The sequence below is a fragment of the Bilophila sp. genome, assembly GCF_057864385.1.
The window spans coordinates 1-24,625 of record NZ_DBMAFI010000007.1; the positions used below are offsets into that span (position 1 = coordinate 1).

Genomic DNA, 24,625 nt, shown 5'->3' on the forward strand with positions numbered 1-24,625 from the left:
AATATAAATCAAAAATTGAAGTATACAATAAAGACGCTATAGAACTTTCAAAAAGTATACTCCAGAATTTAGGAAGCAAATGCCTTTTTTACTTTGACCCCCCCTACTTTAATAAAAGTAAAACATTATATACAAACAGTTATACTAAGAATGATCATATTAATGTCTCCACTTTTATTAAGCAATTAAAGTGTCCATGGATAGTAACATACGATGATGTACCATCGATACGAAGACTATACGAACCATGTCCATATTCTGAATTATTAATAAACTATTCTGCCTATAAAAATGCTGTAAAGGGAAAGGAAATTCTTTTTTACGGAAATTTAGTTATCGCCTAAAAATAAACATACTTTTCTTGCCCGCCTTGCGGGGCGTATGACCGCCGATGCCTTCATGGTATTGGCGGTATTTTTTTGTATGCATAATATCCTATCGGAAATTTTTTCTTGACTTCTATATTTCCTATTGGTAATATCTCTTCACAACGAACGGAACACCAAAGGAGAACGCCATGCCCACCACAACCGCCCCCTACCTCGTAATCGGAACTTCCCCCTTCAACGGGATGGACACCGTGGACGAATGCGACTCCCTCGAAGAGGCGCGGGAATTCGCCAACGAGCACGGTGGAAAGGTGATCAAGGCTTCCGAGTATCGCCCCAAGGGGCTGCTTGAAGACTGGCTCAACAACGAGCCCGAAGACTTCGGCGTTCTTCCCGGCATCGACTTCCCCGCAACGCTGCACCGCGCTTGGTAAAGCGCCCAGCCCCGCACCAGCCCGGAAAATCCGGGTTGGAAACGGGATTGGGACGCCAATCCGAACATCAATGCAGGAGAAAGGAACCATGAAGGATTTGGACAAGATGACCGCCCGCGAACTTGAAGCGGAGCTGTCCCGGCTGGTGCTCCTCCGTACCGAGGCCCGCTGCTGTATCGCTCCAATCTTTGAACCGCAGGGCCTCGGATTCGTGAACGACATCGAAGGCAACGAACTCGCCCGCTGCACCTACGAGAATGTCCGCGACTACATCGTCACGTTCGACCCCGCCACAGTCCGCGGACTTCTCGACATCGCCATCAATGCCGTTTCCGCCAAGCTCGACGCGGTTGTCGAGGCCGAGCGCAAGAGGGCCGCAGCATGAAGTGGATTGAAGAACACCCCGTCGCGTGGCGCGTCACCCTGCTCATCCTCTGCTTCCTGATCACGGGGTACTTTGAAGCCCAAGACGAGGAACTTTTCCGGCAGGTTAATTCCATGCACATGGAGTCAATACGATGACCACCGCCCCCATCATGATCCGCGCTTCCAGCCTCGCCGGACTGTTTGAATGCCCGGCCCGGTGGGAAGCCCAAAACATCCGCGGGCTGCGGACGCCTTCCAGCGGTTCCGCACGGCTTGGAACCGCCGTCCATGCCAGCACCGCCCTGTTCGATACTTCGCGCATGAATGGAACGGGCATCACCCCGGACGAAGCGGCGGGCGCCGCTGTAGACGCCATCCACAAGCCGGATGAAGAAGTCCTTTGGGACGACCTCCAGCCCACGGAAGCCGAACGCATCGCCCTCTCCCTGCACCGTCTGTACTGCTCCACCATCGCGCCCCGGCAAACCTACGCGGCGGTCGAGGCCGCCTGCGAACGGCTGGAGATCGCGGATCTTGGCATCGCCCTGACGGGAACGGTGGATCGCGTGAGACGGACGGAGGAGGGGTACGGAATTGCCGACATCAAAACCGGGAAATCCGCCGTCGGCTCGGACGGAACCTGCAAGACGCAAGGGCATGCCGCCCAACTCGCCGTCTACGAACTGCTGGCCGAACACAGCACGGGCATTTGCATCAAAGCCCCGGCCCAGATCATCGGGCTGCAGGCCGCAAAGACGGAAAGGGGCCAGCGCGCAGCCACAGGGACAATCTCCGGCGGGCGTGAGCTTCTCATAGGCGGCGAGGATTTCCCCGGCCTTCTCGAAATGGCCGCAACCCTCATCCACAGCGGCAACTTTTACGGCAACCCCCGATCCAACGGATGCGGGAAAAAATACTGCCCCATCTTCAACATCTGCAAATGGAGACGATAACCCATGAGCCAACAGCCACAGACAACCACGCTTTCCGAATTGAAGAAGCCCACGCCGCCCCTCGATCCTTCCATCAAGGCGGGCTTCGATACGGTGGGCGGTTTCGACCTCATCCAGCGCACGGCCAAACTGTTTGCGGCCTCCAACATCGTGCCGCAGCAGTTCCAAGGGAACCTCCCCAACTGCGTGATCGCCGTGGACATGGCCCTGCGCATGGGGGCCAACCCGCTCATGGTCTGCCAGAACCTCTATATCGTGTATGGACGCCCGGCGTGGTCCGCACAATTCCTGATCGCCACCCTCAACCAGTGCGGGCGGTTTACGTCCATCCGCTACGAATTTCAGGGCGAGGAAGGCAAGGATGAATGGGGATGCCGCGCCGTGGCTACCGAACTCGCTACGGGGGAAAAGCTGGCCGGCCCGCTCATCACCATCGGACTGGCCAAAAAGGAAGGCTGGTACGGCAAGAGCGGGAGCAAGTGGCAGTCCATGCCGGAACTGATGCTCCGTTACCGGGCTGCGTCGTGGTTCGTCCGGGCCTATGCCCCGGAAATCGCCATGGGCTTGAAGACCGCCGAAGAAGTGCAGGATACGTATGATCTCGAACCCGCCGAAGACGGGACATATCGCGTATCCGTGCAGGAAATGAAGGAAGAAGCGCAGGATAAGGACACCCCGTCCAAGCGTAGCCGCCCCACCAACGCCGAAATGGAAGCCCGACGCAGGGAAGCCGCCGACGCATGGCTGGCCACGGGCAACCCTCTTGAGGACGTCGAAAAGCTGGTCAACGCCTACGCCCGCAACTGGAACACGGCGCAGTGCGAGAAGGTCAGGCAGCTTGCCGCCGAAGCCATGCGGAACGGTGCGCAACAGGACGCCCCGGAAGCCCCCGCGCAGCCGGAAGCGCAGCCCGCCCCCGCCGCCAATATGCTCACCTGCCCGAAAACGGAAACGCAGGTCAGCGACTGGACGTGCTCCGACTGCGAACAGCGCACCGGATGCCCGGCGTGGGCCGAGTAAGCCCCCAACCGCCCCGCACCTTCCTTCCGGGGCGTCACCATAAAAGCCCCGCCGGGGGCTTCATACCCGGCCCAAAGGAGAACCCATGAGCCAAGAAATAGCCATCATCGCCACCAATGCCCGCCCCATCGGCCCGAATATGACCTATGTGCGCGAGGAAACCATCACCATCTCCGAACCGCTGACAGACGCCGAACGGCTGGAATACGGACAGGAAATGGCCGATGCCCTCGCGAAAATCGAGGAATACGAGGCCGCGCTTGATGCCGAACGCAAGCACTACAAGCGCCTCATCGAAACGCAGGAGAAAATCGCCCAAACCGCCTCAAAACGCTACCGCGACGGCAAGGAAGAACGGGAGGCTCACTGCGATCTCCTGAAGGATTGGGACAAGTGCGAAATGGTATGGGTTGAATCCGCAGAACCTTACCGTGAAGTCCTGCGCCGCCCCATGACCGCCGAGGAACGGCAGGGCTCCTTTCTTGAAAAGCCCGTCTCCGTCTCGCCCAGCTCCCCCGATGATGACGACGTAATCGACGTGACCTCGGAGGAACAATGATGGATACCCGCCGCGCCACCATCACCATTTCCGAAACGCCAAAGGAAAATACCCTCAGCATCGACGTGGAGTTCTTCCCCGAACTGAACCTTCAGGACGATGCCTTCTCAGGTCTGGCACATCTCGTTTGCACCGCGCTTGAAGCCATCAACAAGGAAGCGGAACGCCATGCCGGATGAAGCCCCGAAACCACGCAAACAAAAAAACTTCGCTCAGATAAACGGCGCCTGCAAAATGGCCCGCCTCAGCGACGGACTGTCTCCCAAGGCTTGCCCCGTCTGCGGCACCGTCAGCAAGCTCAGGGAATGCCCCTTTTGCCACCATCGGCGGGAGAAGAAATAGCCGCCGTCCGGGGGCGCGGCCGGACAACAACGCGCAGGGAGAAAGTATGCTGACGAAACAGGAAAAAGAATGGTTCGATAAAGCAAAGGCAAAGGTTCCTCAGTGCGGCTGTACTTGGCTCTGGTGCACTATGAAGTGTGAGCATGGAGAAGAGTGCTTCGACATCCATTCAGATTTCGAAGACGCCGCCGAGTTCGAGGCGAGAGTGGCGGAAAAACTTACACTGAAAGAGCCTTGTCCTCTTCCCGAAAATGCTGGACTTCATGATTGCCCCTACTCCTACTTTATCGAAGACGAGGAAAGCGCATTTTCGTGCAGATGGTGCCGTCTGAAAAGAGCCCGTATCGCCGTTGAACAGGAGATGGAAGAATGCCCGAACCAATGACCGAAGAACTCGACTACATCCGTTCCGCCGCCATCGGCGACATGCTCGGAGACTCCCGCGCCTTTGATGGGATGGGGCCGTCCGCCGTCGTTTTCAGATTGTGCGTGGAGATCAAAAAACTCCACAAAGAGCGCAGCGAAAACAGGGCGTTAATCCGTTTCATCATCGGCAGATTGGAAGCCATAGCCCAAAGAGGGAAAGCCCCCGTAAGACGGTGTAGGAGAACAGCATGGAACCGGAACTGCTGACAACAAAACAAGTCGCTTCCGTCATGAACATTGGAGAAGAGAGGGCGCGGGCAATCCTGCTGTCCCGTGGCGTACAGCCTGTGAGCCTTCCGTGGGGCAAGGAGCGCAAAACCTTGCGCTGGTCACGGCGCGCCGTTATGACGGTGATCGACACATTACATGCTGAGGCTCAGGCAAAGGCAGGAGTTCCCAAGCGCCGACGATCACTCAAAACAACAGGGTGCGTCATCGGAAAATCCGCAGAGGAACTTTTCGCAGAATTCAATATGGGGGCCGTCCAGTAGTGGCTGGCGGCCCCTTTGCTCAGGAGCTATTCAGTATGGCCATCAGACAGAGGAAAGGCCGCAGAAAGCCGTGGGAAGTGTACTGGAACAACCCCTTCACGCTCAAGCGTGAATCACTGTACGTCGAAACGGAGGAAGAAGCAAAAAAACAGGATGCACTTAAAAAGTATCAGCTCAAATATGAACGGGATCTCTTTCGGCGAGAGGCAACGGAAGCGCCGCAGGTGGAGCATACCTTTGAATCCGCGTATTACCTGTTCCTAAAAGAAAGACGCTTTTCAGAAAGGGCGTTGAGCAGGCACTTGCTAAACATGAAACCCTCCGTCCTGTTTCTTGGAAATACACCACTTCGAAATGTGGACAGGGTTAAACTCAAAAATCTTGTTGAGCATCTTCTATCGCGTGGAATCAAGACGGCAACCCTTAAACGCTATATGTGTCAAGTCGTTTCCGTGCTCAGGTGGGCACATCAAAATAAACTCATCATAGAGATACCGCAACTCCCCCAACTACCACATGTGGAGTACGAGCATTTTATTCCGCCGACTCAACATGAAATCACACTGATTTTTGCTCATGCCAGCGAACATGTTCGGCGTGTTATCGTACTCGGATCGCAAATGGGCATCAGAGTAGGTCCATCTGAGCTTTTCGACCTGAAATGGGTGGATGTAGATATTGAGAATAGTGTGATTCATCTGCGTGCGGCAAAGAAAAACAGAGCTGAGCCGATCAGAGATATTCCGATCAGAAAAGCGTTGATAAAGGAGTTGCAGTCGTGGCGTGATATGGACAGAGCACAGGGGGCTGAGTATGTCATCCATTTTATGGGGAAACCTATCAAAAGCATACAAAGAGGATGGAAAGCGGCCCTGAGACGAGCCGGAATAGCCAGAAATATACGTCCATATGATTTACGGCATGCCTTCGCCACCGAAGCAATCGCCGCCGGTGCAGACATAGGAACGGTTGCAAAACTCATGGGACACACAAGTTTGACTATGATTTTAAAGCATTATCAGCATGTGCTCAACTCACAAAAAGTTGCCACTATGGAGGCCATCCCCGAACCGAAATATGTGGCAGAAAGTATGTGGCAAATCAGGAATACAGATTCCAACATCCAATAACATATTTTAAATAATATATTTTTAGCTATACTATTTTTACATCTTATCCCCGTCGTAGGGATTGGCCCACGTAATCCCGACAAAACGATCCGGGAAACGTCCCACGGCCCGCTCCACTACCGTGTTGTCCATATAGCTCACCACAGACTTTTCGATACCGTACCGATCCATCTCGGCGACCATCTGTTCATCCGTATACCCGACATCAGCCCATCCGCCGAAATATCCCACATGCGCATGTGCGTCGATCTTTTGCATCATGCCCTCCTCAAAAGAATACTGCCTAGTGGCGTTTCATGTGACCTACGCCCGCTCGGAACGGCGGTCAAGCCAAGACTCCCCTTATCCTCCGTCCGGCTGGACTCACCACCCTTTTTCGCCTACACTCCTTTCCTGTGCGCTTGTCCGAAAGCTGCCGAACCTTGTCAGGAACCAACCAAAGAAGTTCTGCCATGCACGAAATGTCTGTCGTTACAAGCCTGTTATCCATTGTTCGCGAAGAGATGGAAAAGCACGACGTCCATCGCCTCCTGTTGGTACGGGTACGGTATGGCGCATTGTCCAACATCGTCCCGGAAGCGCTTTCCTTTGCTTTTGAGGCGCTTACGGCGGGAACGGATTTCGAGGGCGCTGTGCTGGAAACCGAAGAGGTTCCCATCACTCTCAAGTGTTCCCAATGCGGACATACCTTCCCGGCCATCAAAGGAGAGCACTTCTTTGCACCGTGTCCAGCCTGCGGCGAGCAATACGGACATTCAATGGAAACGGGCCGCGAGCTGTACGTTCAGCATATCGAGGCGGAATAAAAGGAGCTTATTGTGGAAATACCTGTCATTCGTAATGTTCTTGAAGCCAACGGAAAGTTGGCGGCAAGCCTGAAAGATCAGTTCGCCAAACACGGCATCCTTGCCCTGAATCTCATCAGCTCTCCCGGTGCGGGCAAGACCTCCCTGCTGGAGCGCACGCTTACGGATTTGGCTTCCGAATTTCGCATGGCCGTTATTGAAGGCGACCTCCAAACGGACAATGACGCACGCCGTGTCGCCGCCACCGGAGCCAAAGCCGTGCAGATCAATACGGACGGCGGCTGCCACCTCGACAGCAACCTTGTTATGGAAGCTCTGGGGGCTTTCGATCTGAACGAGATCGATATCCTGTTCATCGAAAACGTGGGGAATCTCGTTTGCCCCGTCGAATTCGATTGCGGTGAAGACGCCAAAATCGCCCTGCTCAGCGTGACCGAAGGCGACGACAAGCCTGAAAAATACCCTCTCCTTTTCAACCGCGCCAGCGCGATGATCCTCAACAAAATCGATCTTCTGCCCTATGTGGATTTCGATGTAGAGGTTGCCGCCCGCCATGCCCGCCATCTTAATGCGGATCTGGCCCTCTTTGAGGTTTCCTGCCGTACAGGTGAAGGGCTCGAAAAATGGTACTCGTGGCTGCGCCAAGCGGCGAAAGCCAAAAAGAATGCTTGAGTATCCCCTTTGGGAATCGTCAAGATCAAAAAAAGCCTCCCATATTTCGAGAGGCTTTTTTGTATCAACGATTATGCGTTACATATGGACATGTACGCCAAAAGCATGGTTCCCGACAGGCAACAGCGGGGGCAACTGGAGGCGCTTGAACGCGCTCCTGCGCATAAGGGCTTGCACACGGTTGACATCCTCAGGCGTGACGCCGGGCAACTCAATATCCTCAGCCCGCTTCGATTCTTCAATCAACGCATGAAGGATCGAATCCAACACATCATACTCAGGCAAAGAATCCTGATCCTTCTGGCCCGGGCGCAACTCCGCCGACGGCGCCTTATCGAAGATGCTCTGGGGAATGGCGCACATCCCCTCGCGCTCGTTGAACCATTGCGCGAGCTGGTATACTTCCGTCTTATACAAGTCGGCAATGGGTGCCAGACCGCCGCAGGTATCCCCATACATTGTGCAATACCCGGCGGCCACTTCGGACTTATTCCCCGTAGCCAAAAGCATCCAGTGAAATTTGTTGGAAAACGACATCGTGATCACGCCGCGGATACGGGACTGGATATTCTCTTCAGTGACATCCCTTTCCCTTCCGGCAAAGGCAGGGGCAAGCGCTTTTTCAAAGGCATCCATCATCGGCGAAATCGGAACCGTGAATGTTTCCATCCCCAGATTGGCGGCCAACGCCTCGGAATCGGTGATGCTTCCCTCACTCGACCACGGGGACGGCATCATCACGCCGTGTACGTGGCCCTTGCCCAATGCATCGACGGCAAGCGCCGCGACAAGTGCGGAATCCATCCCCCCGGAAAGGCCGAGGACGACATCCGTAAAGCCGTTCTTCCGAACATGCTCGCGGATGCCGGATGTCAGCAGCCCCCAGACTGATTTCCAATCCTTGGCAGGAATGCTCGACATTATTTCAACCTCGACTTTAAGATATCGCCCATGGCGTATACCTTGCCGCCCGGCTGCCCCGGCAGCCAGCTTGCGGCACGCAGCGCACCCTGCGCGAAGTTTTCCCGCGAATGTGCGTGGTGAGTCACCTCAATGCGTTCTCCGGGGCCCATGAAATAGACGGTATGCACGCCGACCACATCGCCGCCGCGAATGGCCTGAACGCCGATTTCCTTCTTGGGGCGCTCCCCAATAATGCCTTCGCGGTGGTAGCAGGCAACATCCTTAAGCTCCCAATCCCTGGCTGAAGCCAAAGATTCGGCAAGGCGCAAAGCCGTGCCGCTGGGGGAATCCTTCTTGCGGTTGTGATGCAGTTCTACCATTTCCAAATCATAGTCCGGGCCAAGCATCTGCACGAGTTCAGGCAACAGTTCCAAAAGGACATTGACCCCGACGCTCATGTTTGGAGACCAGAACACCCGACCGTTTTGGGCGATCGCATCCAGCTCTGCCTTTTGCTCCGGGGTGAAACCCGTCGTCCCGATGACGATGGGATTGCCGTTCTTGACGGCGCACCGGGCATTGGCAAGGCTTGCTTCCGGTGCCGTAAAATCGATTACGACAGCCCCGGGAACCTGCGGGTACACGACTTCGGGATCCGTTCCGGCGAGACATCCCCAATGAGCCAATGCTTCCAGCTTGTCAGGGCGTTCCAGTACGGCCGCAAGCGTCATGCCCTGCTCTTTCGCAAGATTGGCAATGGTCGTCCCCATGCGCCCGGAAGCGCCCATCACGACAACAGAAAGACTCATATCCTCACCTACTCCCTTATTCAGAATTCTGTGCCGCGCTTTCAGACGAAGACGCCGCCACCTCATTGTCCGCCTGCAGCAATGCCAGAAAACCGGCTTCGTCCACAATACGGATACCTAATGCCTGAGCCTTTTCACGTTTGGAACCCGGCTCCTCCCCGACGACCAGCAGATCCAGTTTACGGGAAACGCTGCCCGCAATTTCCGCACCGGCATTTTCCGCCATCTGCTGCGCCTTTGAGCGAGGCATGGACAACGACCCCGTAAAGAGGATCTTCCGCCCGGCGAGCGGCCCCGCGGGTACGGAAGCCACAGCCGCCTCCTGACGCACAGGCCACAGCCCAAGCTCCCGCAGCCGCGCCAATAAAGCCACATTGGGCTCGTCGTCAAAAAATGCCTTGATGGAACTCGCCACTTCCGGGCCGATATCCGGCAGCTCCTGCAATGCTTCTGGGCTTGCCGACCGCAACGCATCCATATCGACATACGCAGCCGCCAATGTTTTTGCCGTCTGCTCACCCACATGCCTGATGCCAAGCGCACAAAGAAGACGCTGCAACGTCGCTTCCTTCTTAGCCCGATCCAACGAATTCACAAACTTGGTGGCGAGTTTTACACCCATCCGTTCATAATGCAAGAGCTCGTCAACCCTGAGCGTAAAGAGATCCGCAGGAGTTTTGACCCGCCCTGATGCGACAAGCAGTTCGATCCAGCGCTGGCCGAGCCCTTCGATATCAAGACCGGCCTTGGAGACAAAATGCGCCAATGATTGCCGGATCATGGCGGGGCAGGAAACATTCACGCACCGCCAAGCCACTTCCCCTTCCAAACGGGACGCGGCCTGACCACAGGAAGGACATACATGGGGAAAAACAAAAGGCTGCGAATCCGGGGCACGTTCCGAGAGTACGGCCCGCACCACTTCAGGAATGACATCCCCGGCACGCTGAACCACCACACGATCGCCGATTCTGACGTCCCTATTGCGGATTTCATCCTCATTATGGAGAGTTGCCCGGCTGACGAGCACGCCCCCGACGTTCACCGGCTCCAATTCGGCTACGGGGGTTAAAACCCCTGTCCTCCCCACCTGAACGGTAATATCCAGCAACAGGGTTGTTGCCTGCTGCGCCGGGAATTTCCACGCAACGGCGAATCGCGGAGCTCGCGCCGTATAGCCCAATGCCTCCTGCGCCTCAAGATCATTGAGCTTCATAACCACGCCGTCGATCTCGTATGCCAACGACTCCCGTTTTTCGCTCAACGACGCGTAGTAGGCTTCCACTTCTTCGGCCCCCCGGCAGAGGCGCCCTCCCGGCGGCGTCTCGAACCCGAAGCTACGGAGCCGATCCATAACCTCCGCATACGTATTCCACGGCTGTACCCCGCCGAATCGAACGTCCCCAAAACCATACGCCAAAAAACGAAGAGGCCGGGAGGCTGTAACCGAGGTATCCAACTGTCGTATGGAGCCAGCCGCGGCATTGCGCGGATTGGCAAACGTTTTGAGGTTTTCCTTCCGCAACCGCTCATTGAGCAAGGCGAAATCCTTCCTGCGGAAAATGACTTCCCCCCGCACTTCCAAACGCTCCGGGGCATCGCCGTACAGCACTTTGGGCAAGTTGCGCACCGTCCGCATGGCCTCCGTCACAAGTTCGCCAACCTCGCCGTCCCCGCGCGTCAGGGCTTCGACAAACCGCCCGTTCTCATACACAAGCTCAAGGGCAAGGCCGTCCATCTTCGGATCACACCAAAAGGCATGCTCAAGCCCCTCCTGAGCATTGTCCAGACGCTTGAGAAACCCTTGCCACTCCTCCGTATCGAACACGTTGTCCAGACTGTACATCCGCCGCGTATGGGCCTTGGTTTCCAGCGACGACAACACTTGTCCACCGATCCTGTTTGTCGGGGAATCGGGCGATCGCCATTCGGGATGGCGCTCTTCCAGCTTCAAGAGCTCCTGAAAAGCGGCATTGTACTCGTCATCGGTAATTTCAGGCGCATCAAGCGTATGATACCGATAGTTATGGTAGCTCACGAACGAACGGAGCTCTTCCAGACGTTTTTTATCGGCATCCTCGACCAAAAGGGATTGCAGCGTCCCTTGATTCATGGCTTCATCCTTCGTTACCCCGCTGACGAGGCTAAACAATCAAAAATTGTTCCCGAAGCTGCTTGATGCGATCACGCAAGGCAGCCGCCTTCTCAAATTCCAGATCACGGGCAGCGTCGCGCATCTCGCGTTCAAACTGCTTCAAATACCGGGCCACGTTCTGGGCCGTGATGTCCACTGATGTGGAAACCGCCGCAGGCTGTTGAGCCTGTTTGCTCCGCCCACGCTTTCCCTTTCCTTCGTTTGAGGAGGTGTACAGGGAGTCAAAAGGCGTGGCAAGCGGCTTGCTGATGGTCGTCGGCGTAATGCCGTGCGTTTCGTTCCAGTCCTGCTGCTTCGCGCGCCGACGGGCCGTTTCGCCCATGGCCGCACTCATGGATGCCGTCACCGTATCCGCATACAGCAAAACCTTTCCGCCGGCATTACGCGCCGCCCGCCCGAACGTCTGGATAAGCGATCCTGTGGAACGCAAAAAGCCTTCCTTGTCCGCATCCAAAATGGCGACTAGGGAAACTTCGGGGATATCCAAGCCTTCGCGCAACAGGTTGATGCCCACCAGCACATCAAACTCACCCGATCGCAGGGCTTTGATGATGGCCATGCGTTCCATCGTGTCGATGTCCGAATGCAGATAACGGGCCGTGACGCCCATCGTATTCAAATATTCGGTCAAGTCTTCAGCCATGCGCTTAGTCAAGGTCGTGACCAATACACGCTCATGCTTTTCAACACGGGCCCGGCATTCCCCAAGCAAATCGTCAATCTGCCCTTTTACGGGACGAACCTCAACTTCGGGATCGAGCAAACCGGTCGGACGGATGATCTGTTCCGCCACAATGCCTTGCGAGCGTTCCAGCTCCCATTTTCCCGGCGTTGCCGAAACATAGACTACCTGATTCAAGCGTTCCAAAAATTCATGAAATTCCAGCGGCCTGTTATCCAAAGCGGATGGCAGCCGGAAACCAAAGTCCACCAGGGTCGTTTTCCGGGAACGGTCTCCCTTGAACATGCCGCCGACCTGCGGAATACTGATATGGGACTCGTCAGCGAACAGCACAAAATCATCTGGAAAGTAATCAAGCAATGTGGCCGGAGGTTCCCCTTCCTTGCGCCCATCCAGATGCCGGGAATAGTTCTCGATGCCGGTGCAATAGCCCAATTCCTGCATCATTTCCAAATCAAGCTGCGTGCGCTGCTCCAGCCGCTGCGCCTCAACCAGCTTGTTCTGGGACTGGAACAAGCGCAACCGTTCCCCAAGCTCATCCCTGATATCGGACATGGCCCGCTCAAGGTTATCCCTGTCCGATACATAGTGGCTTGCCGGATAGATAACGGTTTTCCCGATATTCCCTAAAATTTCACCTGTCAGAGGGTCAATCTCCCGGACGGCTTCGATCTCGTCGCCGAAAAATTCCAAACGTAGGGCGCGCTCGTGCTCATAGGCTGGGATCACTTCCAGCACATCGCCACGAACCCGGAACGTCCCTCGGTGGAAATCCATATCGCTGCGCTGATATTGGACATCCACAAGTTTGGTGATGATAGTGTCCATGCTGACACGCTGGCCGACCTCAACCGGAATGATCAGCCGGGCGTAGTATTCAGGAGAGCCCAAACCATAGATACAAGATACGGACGCAACAATGATGACATCCCTGCGCGTCAGGAGGGCATGGGTAGCCGCATGCCTGAGCTTGTCGATATCGTCATTGATGGCCGAATCCTTTTCAATATACGTATCGGACGCGGGGACATAGGCTTCAGGCTGATAGTAGTCGTAATAACTGACGAAATATTCGACGGCGTTTTCTGGGAACAACGCGCGGAATTCATTGTAAAGCTGTGCCGCCAAGGTCTTGTTCGGGGCAAGCACCAGCGCGGGCCGATTGACCTGAGCTATGACATTGGCCACGGTAAAGGTCTTTCCCGATCCGGTAACGCCGAGCAAAACCTGATCTTTGACGCCCGCTTCGATATTGGAAGCAATTTGCTCGATAGCCGCAGGCTGATCGCCTGTAGGGACATGATCGGTTCGCAGCTTGAACAGTGGAGTTTCGGTTGTATTCATAGGAATTCAATAAGCATCTCTTTCCCCTCAGGCAAGAAAAATCCTCATTGGAACCCACCTGACATGCAGCTCAACATTTTCCCTCCCCTGTGACTGAGCCCTCCGCCCTCTCCACAACAACTTGTTCACTGGGTCATATTGTCGTCTCCCCCTGCATGGGATAAAACGGAAAAGCCAATTCGCCAAGGAATCATTTGTTATACCTTCCTTCACCTTGTTTTGGAGCTGCACGGATGCAAAAGGATTTCCTCCACGTCCTCCCTGTTGAAGAAGTCATTTCCCGCTTACTCGGCTTTTCTCCTCTGCCTCAAGAAAACAAACGGCTGGATACGCTCCCCAGCGGTTCCATACTGGCTGAAACGATTATGGCTACGGAAACCCTGCCGACAGCCAACCGTTCGGGAATGGATGGCTATGCCGTGCAAGCCTCCGATCTCTTCGGGGCTTCGGAGGCCAACCCTGTGTGGCTTGACTGTATCGGGGAAATCGCCATCGACCGGCCGCCCAGTTTCACGCTTCAATCCGGGCAGTGTGCCGCTATCGTGACGGGCGGTTACCTTCCAGAGGGCGCAGATGCCGTCATTATGGTCGAGCATACCAAACCGTTCGGCGCTGGCGTCATTGAAATGCGCCGTTCCGTAGCCCCCGGTGAATACGTCATGCAAAAAGGGGATGACGCACGAGAAGGCACCCCGCTCCTCGGACGGGGAACAAAACTCCGTGCTCAGGAAATCGGGCTCTTAGCGGCCCTCGGCGTCGTAGATGTTCCCGTCATCAGGCGTCCTAGGGCTTCTATCCTTTCCACGGGCGACGAACTTGTACCACCTGCACAAACCCCACGGCCCGGCCAAATCCGCGACGTCAACACGTTCTCCCTTTCAGCCATGCTCCGCCCCGTTGCCGATGTTTCCACATTCGGCATCGCACCGGATCAGCTCGAACCGCTAACGACATCCCTCAAAACTGCCCTAACAGGAAAAAATGGACTTCCGGCGGATGTCGTCTTTCTGTCCGGGGGAAGTTCCATAGGCGTCAGAGATCTGACGCTGGAAGCCCTGCAATCTTTGGGCGACACGGAAATCCTTTGCCACGGCGTTGCGCTCAGTCCGGGCAAGCCCTTGATATTGGCCCGCTGCGGTCAGGCACTCGTCTGGGGGCTCCCCGGACAGGTTGCCTCCGCACAGGTCGTCATGCACATTCTGGGGATTCCCTTTCTCCGCCACCTTGCCGGGCATTCCATCATGGCCCAGCTTTTGGGGCAGGAAAACTCCCGATACGGGCACGCGTTCGAGCAAACATTCTGGCCTTCGCACCAAGCCATATTGTCGCGCAACATCGCCTCCCGCCAAGGGCGTGAGGACTACATCCGCGTGAGGTTGGAACATCAGGTGAACGGCCTTCCGCACGCTGTCCCGATCCCCGGCCTGTCTGGCCTTCTTCGGACGTTGCTGGATTCGGAAGGATTGGTGCGGATCCCCGCACGGATAGAAGGCCTTGAGGCGGGTATGCCTGTTGATGTCCTACTTTTCGAGAGCTGAGTTTTTTGAAAAGATAACAGCATGTTATGAGCTAGATGCCTCAGTCAAACTCACCCGTATAACGGGTGGGGTCTTGGTATGGACACTTCGTATCCTCAACAGGCTAAAGCCCGTAATAAAAGGCTCTGTCATAGTATGTGGTTGTTTTATATCCACAGCACGGTGAAAATACTGCTTTTTTATCCAGCTTTTCCATTGGCGGAATCCGTGACTGAGGCATTTGGTAGGCTGTTCCTTTGGAACTTCAAGGGAAAAGCATCAACCATTCTTATAACACAACCTAATAAAAAAGCCCTCCTAGGAGGGCCTTTTTATTGTTCAATACCGCATCACCATTGGAGCCGATTACCCATGATTCCGGCACGGCGATATTTGACATAGGCATCCCGTGCCGCGATATAAGGTTCTACAGCACTCTTTTTCAACGATTCGTATGTACTGATCACCGTCCCCATGTCATTGAAACGGAAGCCAAGGCTTGCCGCAAGCGTAGGCTCAAAATCAAGGGGGCCGATAGGTTCTGAAAGCCAGAAAGATGCGGACGCCGCCCAGTCTCCGGCAAGGCCAACCGTATCACGCACCGTACTTGGGCCGACGACGGGCCATACAAGATAAATCCCCTCGCCAAATCCCCATACGCCGAGCGTCTGACCGAAATCAGCATCTCGGTTATCCACAGGAATGAGCGGCTTACTTTGCTTGGCGACATCGAAGACACCACCGAATCCGGCGGTTGTATTCACAATAAAACGCCCGACTTCAATCCAAGCTTCCCCGAAACGTCCCTGCAACACACAATTCAAAAAACGGATAGGCATCTGGATATTATGAAAAGCATTGCTGATCCCAGTCCGCACTGGTGCCGGGGTAACGTAGGTATAGCCCGTATAGACGGGCTTAACGACCTTCAACAGGAGAACGTCATTGAAGCCGAACCAAAACCGGTTCCACCCCTCCAAAGGGTCGGCAATAGCTTCAGATTCTTCATCATCATAATCCTCAAAGGCAGAATCGGAGTCCGCTACGCTAGCCGCTTTAACTGACGACGTCGTTTCGACCACCTGTACATCAGCAGAGTTGACGGCCTTATCATGTTTTGCCGCACACCCCACCAGAGAAAGCGCAACGGCGACACACAGACACATCTTCCATATTGGGGAAAAACATTGCTCCGCAGTCATGAAACTATCCGTTAATTGACAGTGGATTGGGCCTGAAGCTCTCTGGCCCGGGCTTCAACCTTTTCGATCAACTGTTCAGGAGTCCCCCGCGTCAAGACGTCCTGGAACTGCGAACGGTAGTTCTTGATCAAGCTGACGTTCTCGATCAGCACATCATAGACGACCCACTTCCCGTTCTTCAGCATCATCCGGTACGCCACAGGAACGGGCTTACCGTCGGACAGGGTGACGATGGTCTGGATCTCGGCACGATCCCCCTTTGTCGAGAGGACTTCGCCGGAGTATTCAATTTTTTCCCCGTTATACCCCTGAATTCTATCAAGATACGTTATGAGCAAAAGGTTGGCGAAAGCCTTGTCGAACCGTTCTTTCTGCGCATCGGAAAAACTCGGCCAATTCCTGCCCACCGTGCGCGCTGAAAATTCGTTGAAATCAAAAACTTCATGGACATACTTCTCAATTTGGGCACGGAGCGGAACCCGTTTAATCGGATCCTTGTAATTGGGCTCTTTCAACACATCCAAAATTTGATCGATTTGCTTCTGCAACACCATAAGCGGAGATTCCGCGGCTTGAACGGTACCGCAAAGAACAAACACACTGCACAACGCCAAAACCATATGTCTGATTGTACGCATCATAATTACACCTTCCCGAACACATACTTGCTGATGAGGCTTTCAATATCCACCGCCGATTCGGTGTCCGTAATTTCGTCGCCGCTCTTCAGCGGTTCCCCAGAGCCGCCGGGCTCCAAGCTGATATACTTATCGCCAATGAGCCCGCTGGTTTTGACCGAAGCGATCACATCATCCGTAAGATGCACATTGTCCCCTAGCTGCAATTCTACAATAGCACGGGGCTGTTTGTCATCCAAGCGGATGGACTTGACCCGCCCGACGCGGACACCGGCGATCTCAACCTCCGCTCCGGGGCGCAAGCCGGACACGGAATTGAAAGAGGCCGTCAAAACGTATCCCTCGGAATGGAAAACTTCCATGCGCCCAAGCTTCACCGTCAGGTAGGCGACACAGACAAGTCCGAGCATAACAAAAAAACCAACAGCGGCTTCTTTGGAAAACGACATAGGGGTTCCTTCCTTGTCCTTGATGAGAGCGTTTACCCTTCAAGCCACGCATCCAGCGCGGCCCGAACATCCGGATCCGTCGCGGTAGCCGCGACACGACTGGCTTTTTCTTCAGCCTTCCTATCCATGAAGCGTCGAAGGTATTCATCCGTAGAAGCCTTCAGCGCCTCATATGAACCTGAAAAAACGACGCGCCCGTCACGCAATACCAGTACGTGTTCCGCAATGCGGGCCACGCTTGCCAGATCATGGCTTACCACGATCAGGGTCATTTCCGGGTATGCCTTGCGCATATCCAGCAGGAGCTGATCCATTTGGGCCGAATTGATCGGATCGAGGCCGGAGGTCGGCTCGTCGCAAAAAAGTAGCGGCGGCTCTGTGACAATGGCGCGGGCCAGCCCGCCGCGCTTCTTCATCCCGCCGGACAATTCATTGGGATAATAATCGGCAAACTCGGCAAGCCCTACCAGCTCCAAAATACGCAGGACGGTAGAACGGATGGTCGCTTTGGGCAAACGGGTATGCTCATGCAGCGGCAATCCCACATTCTCGGCCAGCGTCAACGAACCGAGTAAAGCCCCATCCTGAAACAGGACGCCAAAACGCCGCCGCACCCGCCGGAACTGGCGTTCCGGGAGTGCGAACAAGTCTTGACCACCATAAAGGATATGCCCCTGCATAGGCCGCGAAAGCCCGATAACGTGCCGCAACAGGGTCGACTTGCCGCATCCAGACTCGCCAAGGATGACCGTAATCTTACCGCCGGGCAAAACGGCATTGATATCATCAAGAACCACGCGAGTCCCATAGCCTACCCGGAGGTGTTCAAGGCGTATATCCCAAGAAGAATGTTGATCCTTCACCTGAACCTCCTAACGCAGCATGGCCGAAGTGACCACATAGTCCGCCACAAGAACAAATACGCACGAAATCACAACTGCGGAGGTCGTGGCATTGGCGACCGCTTCAGGCCCCATGCCGTCACGCCGCCTGTGCGCATTATACCCCTGATAACAGCAGATCAATGCTATCAGCAGGGCAAACACAAACGACTTGATAAAGCCTTCTATGACGTCCGGCATCAGGACACTGCTCTCGATACCGTGGAAGTAAGCGCCTTCATTGACACCCAGCAGCAGTACGCCGGTCAGGTAGCCGCCGATGATCCCAACCACATCAAAAATGGCCGTCAAAAGCGGAAAAGCTATCAACGAAGCGGCGAAACGAGGTGCGACCAGATATCCCATTCCGGGAATATCCATAACTTCCAACGCGTCGATCTGATCCGTGATGCGCATGACGCCGATCTCGGCGGCCATAGACGATCCCGCACGCCCCGTGACCATAATGGCCGTCAGGACTGGGCCAAGTTCCCTGATGAGCGTCAACGAAACAGCGGCCCCCAAAAAGCCCACCGAGCCAAACTTCACCAAGACATAATATCCCTGCAAGCCAAGAACCATACCCGTAAACAGCGCAATCAGGCAAATGACGAACAGCGATTTCGTGCCGATGACATACAACTGCTGGAGAACTTTGCTAAACAGCTTAGGCGCTATGAATATTTGCCGCAATCCCTCCAACAGGAATAAAAACGTATCCCCAAGGGCACCTATCCAACGTAGGAAAAGCGCGCCCGGAACAGCAAAAAAACGAAATAAGATGTCCATTCGCTCACCGCCCCCGAACAGGCTTCTTTGAAACCTGCGTTGCATCCTTTAATCCCATTTTGGCAAGAATCTGCTTGGTAGCCGCGGCATCCGCATCCGTTCCCCGGACGAGAACCTGCACCCGGAACCATTTGGGACGCCCCTTTTTGTCCTTCTCGATGGTCATGCGAGTACGTAACCCGTCACCGTCCATGCGCTCGCGCAACTTATCGGCACTCTCTCTACTCTTGTATGCCACAGCCTGAAAGACGAAATCATATTTAGCCTTATCCGTAGAAACGGCTTCCGGTTTAGGTGTCGCGGCAACCGCGGGCTGAGCCGCCTTCACTTCGGGCTTGTTGGGAGCTGCATTTGCCGCAGGCTGGGCCTGCTTGAGATCCGTCATGAACGTCAGTTCTTCAGGCTTCAAGATCCCCTTCGCCTCTTTCGGAGCATCCTGCCCTTCAGGTGGAGGCAGCAAGCGCGCCAGTTCGGGCATTTTCTTTTCGGGATTGTACCCTCTGCCGACGATGACTCCAAAGGCAAAAATCCACCCGATGGCGATGATTGTAATGATCCCGCTCGTAATAAGGCCGGAGAAACTCAAGCTGATCGTATATTTCCGGTTAGACAACTTTTTTTCGCCACCAGCATCGCCACCCCCGGATGAGCGCGACGAAGAGCGACTGGAAAATGGCATCAGAGACATATTCTACCCTGCTGTCTGAATGGCGTCTCAAGTGGGGGAACCGGAAGGCCGAACCCACTGGCCGTGGGTTCGGCTGAGGGCAAGGTGATCCCCCTACATGCTTTCAGGAGCACTTACGCCAAGAAGTTCAAGACCATTTTTTACCACCTGCCCCACGGAACGGAGCAACGCAAGACGAGCCAAGGCCAACTCAGGAGCACCTGCCTGAAGGACGGGATGTTTGGCATAGTAGCTGTGCAGCATCCCGGCAAGATCCATCAAATAATAGCTGACGTGATGCGGAGCCAGTGCCTGTGCTGCACCTCTGGCCACATCTTCAAACCGATCAAGGAAGCGGAGTAGAGCCAGATCTTCCGCTTCGGAAAGGGGCGCCAGCAGTGCCAGATCCGGCTTTTCAGGCAGCGCCAGCCCCACCTCGGCGGCCTTCCGCAACACGGATTGCACCCGCGCGTGGGCATACTGGACATAATAAACCGGGTTGTCCATGGAACGTTGTTTCACCAGAGCGAGGTCGAAATCCAGATGGCTGTCGCTCTTGCGGGACAGGAACATGAATCGCGCGGCGTCCACACCCACTTCCTTGACCACGTCGGCCAAGGTTTCAAACTGCCCGGCGCGCGTGGACATGGCCACCTGCGTACCGTTCTCCAACAAATTCACAAGCTGGATGAGCACAACATCAAGATCTTCCGCCTTCCGGCCAACGGCCTGAACCGCCGCCTTCATGCGGGGAACGTACCCATGATGATCCGCGCCCCAGACATCGACCACACGATCAAAGCCGCGATGGTACTTATCATCATGGTAGGCGATATCCGACGCGAAGTACGTCAGCGAACCATCGGACTTGCGCAGGACACGATCCTTGTCGTCACCAAAATCCGTCGTACGGAACCACAAGGCACCGTCCTTTTCAAAAGACAGGCCCGCTTTCTTCAGGCGCTCAAAGGTTTCCTCAACCGCACCACGCTCAACAAGAGAGCGTTCCGAGAACCACACCTGATGCTCAACCCGGAACTCCCGCAAGTCTTCCTTGATGCCGTCGAGGATAGTCTGCATGCCATAGGCAAAACACCTATCCTGCCCTTCCGCATCGGGAAGCGAGGTCAGCCCCGGATCTTTGTCCATCATCTCGCGCGCAATATCAATGATATAGGAGCCCCGATAGTAATCTTCAGGCCATTCCACAGCTATCCCGGCAAGTTCCTTGGCCCGCAGCCAAATGGAAAGGCCAAGGAGCCGCATCTGACGGCCAGCGTCGTTGATATAATATTCGGTTGTGACGTCATAACCGGCAAAACGGAGGATACGCGCCAAGGTATCACCCACCGCCGCACCTCGTCCATGACCGATATGGAGAGGGCCGGTGGGGTTAGCCGAAACATACTCCACCTGTACCTTACAGCCTTCTCCAACAGTAGACTGCCCAAAACGATCGGCGGCGGCATCAATGCGCCGGATCGTTTCACGCCAGAATTCAGGGCTGAACGTCACGTTCAGGAAACCGGGGCCGGCCACTTCGACAGAGGCCAACGAAGTATCCTCATTCCGCAGGGCTTCAGCCATTTTTGCGGCCAGCTCGCGCGACGGCATCCCTGCGGCCTTGGCGGATACCAACGCCAGGTTGGAAGCCAGATCGCCGTGCTTGGGATCTTTGGAAGGTTCGATGACGGCCTTGTCCGGCCAAGGAAGGTTCATATTTTTCAGTACAGCCCTGAAAGAAGCCTCAAGATGCTGTTCGGCGCGCATGTAATACCTCGAAATCGGAACGGTTAATAAAGATAGACGTAAAGCGGTTATTCTACCGCAACACCCGCAAAAGTAAAGTAAGCTGTCTTGAGGACTGCCCGCGGCCTTACGGGGCAACTGAAACGGAAAAAAGAAGAGCACCCTTCCGAAACAAACTATCCTTAAGCTCTCCTCTTGGAACATGGTGGAAAGAAGCGCTCTAAAAACACCGGCTCGGCATAGTATGACTGTTTTATTTCAGTAGTATGCTGAAAATACAGATTTTTTATCCAGTTTTTCTGCTGATGAACTCCATGATTAGGGCATATTATGAGTTATTCCTTTGGGATTTCAAGGAATAAAACATCAACTGTTTCCTATGACACTGCCAAAACACTTTCCCACGCCTCAACCGGTCAGCGTAACTTACGCTACCCCACTCTTTCCAAAACCCACCGGACATATTAACATCTCATCTAAGTACACCTGACAGATTTCCATTAAAAATAGTAGCTGCTGTAAAATGTGCGTTGAGAATCAACCGCCTGGGTCGTGTCAGCAATTAAATATAATAATTTGAAACTATTTAACTATTTTAAGGCTACAAAATATTTACAATAATTTAAAATAGTTAAATACTATACGACGATGCAACCTAGAAAATAACCTCTTGGCCCCTCCCTCCCGATGGAAATTTTCCTTTCCATGTAAAAAGGCTACGGGCTGTCAGCAGTTCTTAGGTAATCCCCTCACGTTACGATCGGTTCTGAAGGCGCCGATTCGTCAGCCGCGTAGGGAGGGCTGCAAAAGGATCTTCAGGCCATGGATGCTTCGGGTACCGCCCCCGCATTTCCGCTCTGACGGCTGGATATCCATTCTTCCAGAATCCTTTGAGATCGCGGGTGATCTGCAAGGGCCTGCCCGCAGGGGATAAGAGATGGACAAGAACCGGAACCTTCCCTTCAGCTACCGCAGGAGATCCCTGCATACCGAACATCTCTTGGAGCTTAACCGCAAGGACTGGTACAATCCCTTCCGCTGATGCCTCGTAGTGCAGACGGACAAAGGAGCCTGAGGGGACTTCCATATGGGTGGGGGCCATCACATCAAGCTCACGTTGCTTGCGCCAAGGGAGCAACGCGTGAAGGGCCGCCGCCAGATCGATTTTCGAGAACTGAGAACGCCGTGATATGCCTTGTAAAAAGGGGATAAGCCAGTCTTCCAGACCTGCTAAGAGCGTTTCTTCCGAAATATCGGGCCAGTCTCCGCCTTTGTCCACAGACCGCAGCAGCTCGACGCGCAGCCGCCACTGTTGCAATTCGTCCGTCCACGGCAAACAGGCCAATCCAAGTTCCCGGATTCCCGAAAGCACCGCTTGTGCCACCCGATCCGCAAGGGAAGACCCGCCGCTTCTCAAAGGAGCTTCTTTCAGAATAAATGCGCCGAAACTCACGCGCCTGCGCGCCGCCACTGCCTGCTCCCGGCTATCCCACACAACTTCTTCGGTTTCGGTAAACTGGGCATGATATAAAGTCTCAACCGTTTCCTGAGAAAGCGGCGCAGCCTGCCAAATACGCACATTACCGGAACCGCCGTTGACGGCCCCTACAGCCAACACAGGCTCGTCAGCCAACGAATCCGTATCGTCCAGAAAGCCGCCGCGCCCGTTGACCATACGGTAACTGCCCCGGCTCCGTTTCTGGGCAAGGCGATCCGGGTACGCCAAGGCGAGCAAGACACCGGCTTGTTCCTCTTCCGGTATATTCACAGGATTCCGGTACGGCGATTCACCCGCCGCATCCACCAGCCGCCCTATTTGGCGGGCAGCATCCCGGATCCGAAAAACGGCGGGCGTCCCCTGACCGTGTTCAAGCAGTGCCAGACGCGGGCGGATATCCGCATCACGCAACCGCAGCGGATCACGCTCATCAGCCATTGCCGCCAACAGGCAGGCGGCCTTGCCAAGCCCAAGCGTTTTAGCGGCAAGAACCATATGCGCAAGCCGCGGATGCAAGGGGAGGCGGGCCATAACCTTTCCCCGTGCGGTCACCCTCCACGCCGCATCAAGTGCCTCCAAGCTGCGGAGCAATGGAAGGGCCTGATTGACCGCTTCCGCCGGGGGCTCATCCAGCCAGTGCAGGGAAGAAGGAGCGGCTATCCCCCATACGGCAAGCTCAAGGCACAGCGGGGCCATGTCGGCATCCAGTATTTCCGGTCGTATATGAGCCGCCATTCCCGCTTCGTCCCCTTGGTGCCACAGCCGGTAGCACACGCCAGGCCCCGTCCGCCCCGCCCGGCCTCTGCGCTGTTCGGCACTGGCAAGGGATACACGCTCCGTGACAAGCCGGGACATGCCCGTCCCCGCGTCAAAACGTACCGTGCGGGCCAAGCCGGAGTCGATGACCACCCGCACGCCTTCGATCGTCAGGCTGGTTTCCGCAATGGATGTAGCAAGCACTATCTTCCGTAGCGGAGCCTGAACCGACGCAATGGCGGCGTCCTGCTCCGCTGCGGGCAAATCGCCGTACAGAGGGCAAAGGTGTACGGTATCCGATCGCACACCTTGAAGTAACGCTTCAACTTTTCGGATTTCACCCACTCCCGGCAGGAACACAAGGATGCTGCCGTCCTCCTCCCGCAACGCGCGCCGGACAGCATCCGCAACCCATGCCTCCATAGGCATATCAGTCCGGGGCAGTGGGAAGTAATACGTCTCCACAGGCCACGTGCGTCCCCTGCTCCGCAACACCGGAACCTCTCCGGGAAAATCCTGTTGCAGCAGCTTAAGGAGTGGCCCGGAATCCAATGTGGCCGACATGATCAGTAGCCGCAAATCGTCACGTAGGCCCTGTTGGCAATCAAGCGCAAGGGCAAGCCCCAAGTCGGCGTTCAGGCTGCGCTCATGAAATTCGTCAAAGATCAGGCAACCGACCCCCTGAAGTTCGGGATCTTCTTGAAGCATCCGGGTCAAGACGCCTTCCGTCACCACGGTAATCCGGGTAGCCGCGCTCACCCGGGAATCCAGACGTACACGGTAGCCTATGGTCTGGCCAACCTTTTCCCCAAGCAGGGAAGCCATATACCGGGCCGCATTCCGGGCCGCCATGCGCCGGGGTTCCAGCATCAGGATGCCTTTGCCGCCGAGCCACGCGGCCCGGAGCAATGCCAAGGGAACCCGTGTCGTCTTGCCCGCACCGGGCGCCGCTTCGAGTATACATCGGGTTCCGCCGCCCAATGCTTCAAGCAGATCCGGGAGCAGGGCCTCAATGGGAAGAACTTCTTTGGTATGATTGGACATGTCCCTCTCTAGCA

Annotated in this window: 28 protein-coding genes; 15 read left to right on the forward strand and 13 right to left on the reverse strand. The window is 55.3% G+C overall.

The genetic code is table 11. The annotated features are described in order from the left end of the window. The 12 genes from ACZM8Y_RS03380 to ACZM8Y_RS03435 all read left to right on the forward strand — a co-directional run. A partial coding sequence (locus ACZM8Y_RS03380; RefSeq protein WP_489501576.1) for a DNA adenine methylase occupies positions 1 to 344 on the forward strand: 344 nt, incomplete at its 5' end. A gap of 173 nt (positions 345 to 517) precedes the next feature. After that, positions 518 to 763: a hypothetical protein gene (locus ACZM8Y_RS03385; RefSeq protein ID WP_482333824.1), complete on the forward strand. Its 246-nt coding sequence runs from the start codon at positions 518 to 520 to the stop codon at positions 761 to 763. Positions 764 to 851: 88 nt separating this feature from the next. Next, positions 852 to 1,148 carry a hypothetical protein gene (locus ACZM8Y_RS03390; protein ID WP_482333822.1) on the forward strand — a complete coding sequence of 99 codons (297 nt, stop codon included), beginning with the start codon at positions 852 to 854 and terminating at the stop codon, positions 1,146 to 1,148. Further along, on the forward strand, positions 1,145 to 1,285 hold the full coding sequence (locus tag ACZM8Y_RS03395) for a hypothetical protein (RefSeq protein ID WP_482333820.1): 141 nt from the start codon (positions 1,145 to 1,147) through the stop codon (positions 1,283 to 1,285). The genes ACZM8Y_RS03390 and ACZM8Y_RS03395 overlap by 4 nt, the downstream gene beginning before the upstream one ends. Further along, the gene (locus ACZM8Y_RS03400; RefSeq protein WP_482333818.1) at positions 1,282 to 2,082 is read left to right on the forward strand and encodes a RecB family exonuclease; all 801 of its coding nucleotides are present in this window, start codon (positions 1,282 to 1,284) and stop codon (positions 2,080 to 2,082) included. Before ACZM8Y_RS03395 ends, ACZM8Y_RS03400 begins: the two co-directional genes overlap by 4 nt. Before the next feature lie 3 nt (positions 2,083 to 2,085). Next, positions 2,086 to 3,102, forward strand: a complete 1,017-nt coding sequence (locus ACZM8Y_RS03405; protein WP_482333816.1) for a hypothetical protein — start codon at positions 2,086 to 2,088, stop codon at positions 3,100 to 3,102. An 85-nt stretch (positions 3,103 to 3,187) separates the two neighbouring features. Further along, the gene (locus ACZM8Y_RS03410) at positions 3,188 to 3,661 is read left to right on the forward strand and encodes a hypothetical protein (protein ID WP_308770980.1); all 474 of its coding nucleotides are present in this window, start codon (positions 3,188 to 3,190) and stop codon (positions 3,659 to 3,661) included. Beyond that, complete coding sequence (locus ACZM8Y_RS03415) at positions 3,658 to 3,840, forward strand: hypothetical protein (RefSeq protein ID WP_308770981.1); 183 nt, start codon at positions 3,658 to 3,660, stop codon at positions 3,838 to 3,840. The genes ACZM8Y_RS03410 and ACZM8Y_RS03415 overlap by 4 nt, the downstream gene beginning before the upstream one ends. A gap of 209 nt (positions 3,841 to 4,049) precedes the next feature. Next, the gene (locus tag ACZM8Y_RS03420) at positions 4,050 to 4,388 is read left to right on the forward strand and encodes a hypothetical protein (RefSeq protein ID WP_482333813.1); all 339 of its coding nucleotides are present in this window, start codon (positions 4,050 to 4,052) and stop codon (positions 4,386 to 4,388) included. Next, positions 4,373 to 4,636, forward strand: a complete 264-nt coding sequence (locus ACZM8Y_RS03425; protein ID WP_308770983.1) for a hypothetical protein — start codon at positions 4,373 to 4,375, stop codon at positions 4,634 to 4,636. Before ACZM8Y_RS03420 ends, ACZM8Y_RS03425 begins: the two co-directional genes overlap by 16 nt. Continuing rightward, positions 4,618 to 4,920: a hypothetical protein gene (locus ACZM8Y_RS03430; RefSeq protein WP_308770984.1), complete on the forward strand. Its 303-nt coding sequence runs from the start codon at positions 4,618 to 4,620 to the stop codon at positions 4,918 to 4,920. The genes ACZM8Y_RS03425 and ACZM8Y_RS03430 overlap by 19 nt, the downstream gene beginning before the upstream one ends. Positions 4,921 to 4,955: 35 nt before the next feature. Then, on the forward strand, positions 4,956 to 6,050 hold the full coding sequence (locus ACZM8Y_RS03435) for a tyrosine-type recombinase/integrase (protein WP_482333811.1): 1,095 nt from the start codon (positions 4,956 to 4,958) through the stop codon (positions 6,048 to 6,050). A gap of 36 nt (positions 6,051 to 6,086) precedes the next feature. Here ACZM8Y_RS03435 and ACZM8Y_RS03440 read toward each other — a convergent pair whose 3' ends face one another. Further along, a complete protein-coding gene (locus ACZM8Y_RS03440) occupies positions 6,087 to 6,311 on the reverse strand; it encodes a hypothetical protein (protein ID WP_482333809.1) in 225 nt (74 codons plus the stop codon). A gap of 191 nt (positions 6,312 to 6,502) precedes the next feature. Between ACZM8Y_RS03440 and ACZM8Y_RS03445 the strand changes: the two genes are divergently transcribed. Together ACZM8Y_RS03445 and hypB are read left to right on the forward strand one after the other, a co-directional pair. Then, complete coding sequence (locus ACZM8Y_RS03445) at positions 6,503 to 6,856, forward strand: hydrogenase maturation nickel metallochaperone HypA/HybF (protein ID WP_418716055.1); 354 nt, start codon at positions 6,503 to 6,505, stop codon at positions 6,854 to 6,856. A 12-nt stretch (positions 6,857 to 6,868) separates the two neighbouring features. Then, complete coding sequence (gene hypB / locus ACZM8Y_RS03450) at positions 6,869 to 7,528, forward strand: hydrogenase nickel incorporation protein HypB (protein WP_308772328.1); 660 nt, start codon at positions 6,869 to 6,871, stop codon at positions 7,526 to 7,528. A 78-nt stretch (positions 7,529 to 7,606) separates the two neighbouring features. Here the strand turns inward: hypB and nadE are convergent, their stop codons facing one another. Genes nadE through uvrB form a run of 4 tightly spaced genes read right to left on the reverse strand, consistent with a single transcriptional unit; the run spans position 7,607 to position 13,421 of the window. Then, positions 7,607 to 8,449 carry an NAD(+) synthase gene (nadE, locus tag ACZM8Y_RS03455; protein WP_302552608.1) on the reverse strand — a complete coding sequence of 281 codons (843 nt, stop codon included), beginning with the start codon at positions 8,447 to 8,449 and terminating at the stop codon, positions 7,607 to 7,609. Continuing rightward, positions 8,449 to 9,240: a 4-hydroxy-tetrahydrodipicolinate reductase gene (gene dapB / locus ACZM8Y_RS03460; protein ID WP_482333806.1), complete on the reverse strand. Its 792-nt coding sequence runs from the start codon at positions 9,238 to 9,240 to the stop codon at positions 8,449 to 8,451. The genes nadE and dapB overlap by 1 nt, the downstream gene beginning before the upstream one ends. Positions 9,241 to 9,256: 16 nt before the next feature. Then, the gene (ligA, locus tag ACZM8Y_RS03465) at positions 9,257 to 11,353 is read right to left on the reverse strand and encodes an NAD-dependent DNA ligase LigA (RefSeq protein ID WP_482333804.1); all 2,097 of its coding nucleotides are present in this window, start codon (positions 11,351 to 11,353) and stop codon (positions 9,257 to 9,259) included. Positions 11,354 to 11,384: 31 nt separating this feature from the next. Then, positions 11,385 to 13,421 (reverse strand): excinuclease ABC subunit UvrB, encoded by a 2,037-nt coding sequence (gene uvrB / locus ACZM8Y_RS03470; protein WP_487479846.1) that lies wholly within the window; start codon positions 13,419 to 13,421, stop codon positions 11,385 to 11,387. Between the two features lie 233 nt (positions 13,422 to 13,654). On the opposite strand from uvrB, the gene ACZM8Y_RS03475 reads away from it, so the two are divergent. Continuing rightward, positions 13,655 to 14,959 (forward strand): molybdopterin molybdotransferase MoeA, encoded by a 1,305-nt coding sequence (locus ACZM8Y_RS03475; RefSeq protein WP_482334517.1) that lies wholly within the window; start codon positions 13,655 to 13,657, stop codon positions 14,957 to 14,959. 329 nt (positions 14,960 to 15,288) lie between these two features. Here the strand turns inward: ACZM8Y_RS03475 and ACZM8Y_RS03480 are convergent, their stop codons facing one another. From ACZM8Y_RS03480 to hrpB, 8 genes are all read right to left on the reverse strand, one after another. After that, positions 15,289 to 16,140: an MlaA family lipoprotein gene (locus ACZM8Y_RS03480; RefSeq protein ID WP_302552604.1), complete on the reverse strand. Its 852-nt coding sequence runs from the start codon at positions 16,138 to 16,140 to the stop codon at positions 15,289 to 15,291. Between the two features lie 11 nt (positions 16,141 to 16,151). Next, positions 16,152 to 16,781, reverse strand: a complete 630-nt coding sequence (locus ACZM8Y_RS03485; protein ID WP_302552603.1) for an MlaC/ttg2D family ABC transporter substrate-binding protein — start codon at positions 16,779 to 16,781, stop codon at positions 16,152 to 16,154. 2 nt (positions 16,782 to 16,783) lie between these two features. Continuing rightward, positions 16,784 to 17,227: an outer membrane lipid asymmetry maintenance protein MlaD gene (gene mlaD, locus ACZM8Y_RS03490; RefSeq protein ID WP_302552602.1), complete on the reverse strand. Its 444-nt coding sequence runs from the start codon at positions 17,225 to 17,227 to the stop codon at positions 16,784 to 16,786. A gap of 32 nt (positions 17,228 to 17,259) precedes the next feature. After that, a complete protein-coding gene (locus tag ACZM8Y_RS03495; RefSeq protein WP_302552601.1) occupies positions 17,260 to 18,090 on the reverse strand; it encodes an ABC transporter ATP-binding protein in 831 nt (276 codons plus the stop codon). A gap of 9 nt (positions 18,091 to 18,099) precedes the next feature. After that, positions 18,100 to 18,897 carry an MlaE family ABC transporter permease gene (locus ACZM8Y_RS03500; protein ID WP_487479845.1) on the reverse strand — a complete coding sequence of 266 codons (798 nt, stop codon included), beginning with the start codon at positions 18,895 to 18,897 and terminating at the stop codon, positions 18,100 to 18,102. A gap of 4 nt (positions 18,898 to 18,901) precedes the next feature. Beyond that, complete coding sequence (locus ACZM8Y_RS03505; RefSeq protein WP_489501578.1) at positions 18,902 to 19,510, reverse strand: SPOR domain-containing protein; 609 nt, start codon at positions 19,508 to 19,510, stop codon at positions 18,902 to 18,904. Positions 19,511 to 19,678: 168 nt separating this feature from the next. Next, entirely contained in the window at positions 19,679 to 21,334 is a 1,656-nt protein-coding gene (gene argS / locus ACZM8Y_RS03510) for an arginine--tRNA ligase (RefSeq protein ID WP_482334855.1), read from the reverse strand. Positions 21,335 to 22,067: 733 nt separating this feature from the next. Then, positions 22,068 to 24,611 carry an ATP-dependent helicase HrpB gene (hrpB, locus tag ACZM8Y_RS03515; RefSeq protein WP_487479844.1) on the reverse strand — a complete coding sequence of 848 codons (2,544 nt, stop codon included), beginning with the start codon at positions 24,609 to 24,611 and terminating at the stop codon, positions 22,068 to 22,070. Between the last annotated feature and the right edge of the window lie 14 nt (positions 24,612 to 24,625).

What these genes read in the sequence shown, in the direction of transcription:
- ACZM8Y_RS03385 (WP_482333824.1), top strand. Translation starts at nt 518, where the DNA reads ATGCCCACCACAACCGCCCCCTACCTCGTAATCGGAACTTCCCCCTTC.
- ACZM8Y_RS03390 (WP_482333822.1), top strand. Translation starts at nt 852, where the DNA reads ATGAAGGATTTGGACAAGATGACCGCCCGCGAACTTGAAGCGGAGCTG.
- ACZM8Y_RS03395 (WP_482333820.1), top strand. Translation starts at nt 1,145, where the DNA reads ATGAAGTGGATTGAAGAACACCCCGTCGCGTGGCGCGTCACCCTGCTC.
- ACZM8Y_RS03400 (WP_482333818.1), top strand. Translation starts at nt 1,282, where the DNA reads ATGACCACCGCCCCCATCATGATCCGCGCTTCCAGCCTCGCCGGACTG.
- ACZM8Y_RS03405 (WP_482333816.1), top strand. Translation starts at nt 2,086, where the DNA reads ATGAGCCAACAGCCACAGACAACCACGCTTTCCGAATTGAAGAAGCCC.
- ACZM8Y_RS03410 (WP_308770980.1), top strand. Translation starts at nt 3,188, where the DNA reads ATGAGCCAAGAAATAGCCATCATCGCCACCAATGCCCGCCCCATCGGC.
- ACZM8Y_RS03415 (WP_308770981.1), top strand. Translation starts at nt 3,658, where the DNA reads ATGATGGATACCCGCCGCGCCACCATCACCATTTCCGAAACGCCAAAG.
- ACZM8Y_RS03420 (WP_482333813.1), top strand. Translation starts at nt 4,050, where the DNA reads ATGCTGACGAAACAGGAAAAAGAATGGTTCGATAAAGCAAAGGCAAAG.
- ACZM8Y_RS03425 (WP_308770983.1), top strand. Translation starts at nt 4,373, where the DNA reads ATGCCCGAACCAATGACCGAAGAACTCGACTACATCCGTTCCGCCGCC.
- ACZM8Y_RS03430 (WP_308770984.1), top strand. Translation starts at nt 4,618, where the DNA reads ATGGAACCGGAACTGCTGACAACAAAACAAGTCGCTTCCGTCATGAAC.
- ACZM8Y_RS03435 (WP_482333811.1), top strand. Translation starts at nt 4,956, where the DNA reads ATGGCCATCAGACAGAGGAAAGGCCGCAGAAAGCCGTGGGAAGTGTAC.
- ACZM8Y_RS03440 (WP_482333809.1), bottom strand. Translation starts at nt 6,311, where the DNA reads ATGATGCAAAAGATCGACGCACATGCGCATGTGGGATATTTCGGCGGA.
- ACZM8Y_RS03445 (WP_418716055.1), top strand. Translation starts at nt 6,503, where the DNA reads ATGCACGAAATGTCTGTCGTTACAAGCCTGTTATCCATTGTTCGCGAA.
- nadE (WP_302552608.1), bottom strand. Translation starts at nt 8,449, where the DNA reads ATGTCGAGCATTCCTGCCAAGGATTGGAAATCAGTCTGGGGGCTGCTG.
- dapB (WP_482333806.1), bottom strand. Translation starts at nt 9,240, where the DNA reads ATGAGTCTTTCTGTTGTCGTGATGGGCGCTTCCGGGCGCATGGGGACG.
- ligA (WP_482333804.1), bottom strand. Translation starts at nt 11,353, where the DNA reads ATGAATCAAGGGACGCTGCAATCCCTTTTGGTCGAGGATGCCGATAAA.
- uvrB (WP_487479846.1), bottom strand. Translation starts at nt 13,421, where the DNA reads ATGAATACAACCGAAACTCCACTGTTCAAGCTGCGAACCGATCATGTC.
- ACZM8Y_RS03475 (WP_482334517.1), top strand. Translation starts at nt 13,655, where the DNA reads ATGCAAAAGGATTTCCTCCACGTCCTCCCTGTTGAAGAAGTCATTTCC.
- ACZM8Y_RS03480 (WP_302552604.1), bottom strand. Translation starts at nt 16,140, where the DNA reads ATGACTGCGGAGCAATGTTTTTCCCCAATATGGAAGATGTGTCTGTGT.
- ACZM8Y_RS03485 (WP_302552603.1), bottom strand. Translation starts at nt 16,781, where the DNA reads ATGATGCGTACAATCAGACATATGGTTTTGGCGTTGTGCAGTGTGTTT.
- mlaD (WP_302552602.1), bottom strand. Translation starts at nt 17,227, where the DNA reads ATGTCGTTTTCCAAAGAAGCCGCTGTTGGTTTTTTTGTTATGCTCGGA.
- ACZM8Y_RS03500 (WP_487479845.1), bottom strand. Translation starts at nt 18,897, where the DNA reads ATGGACATCTTATTTCGTTTTTTTGCTGTTCCGGGCGCGCTTTTCCTA.
- argS (WP_482334855.1), bottom strand. Translation starts at nt 21,334, where the DNA reads ATGCGCGCCGAACAGCATCTTGAGGCTTCTTTCAGGGCTGTACTGAAA.
- hrpB (WP_487479844.1), bottom strand. Translation starts at nt 24,611, where the DNA reads ATGTCCAATCATACCAAAGAAGTTCTTCCCATTGAGGCCCTGCTCCCG.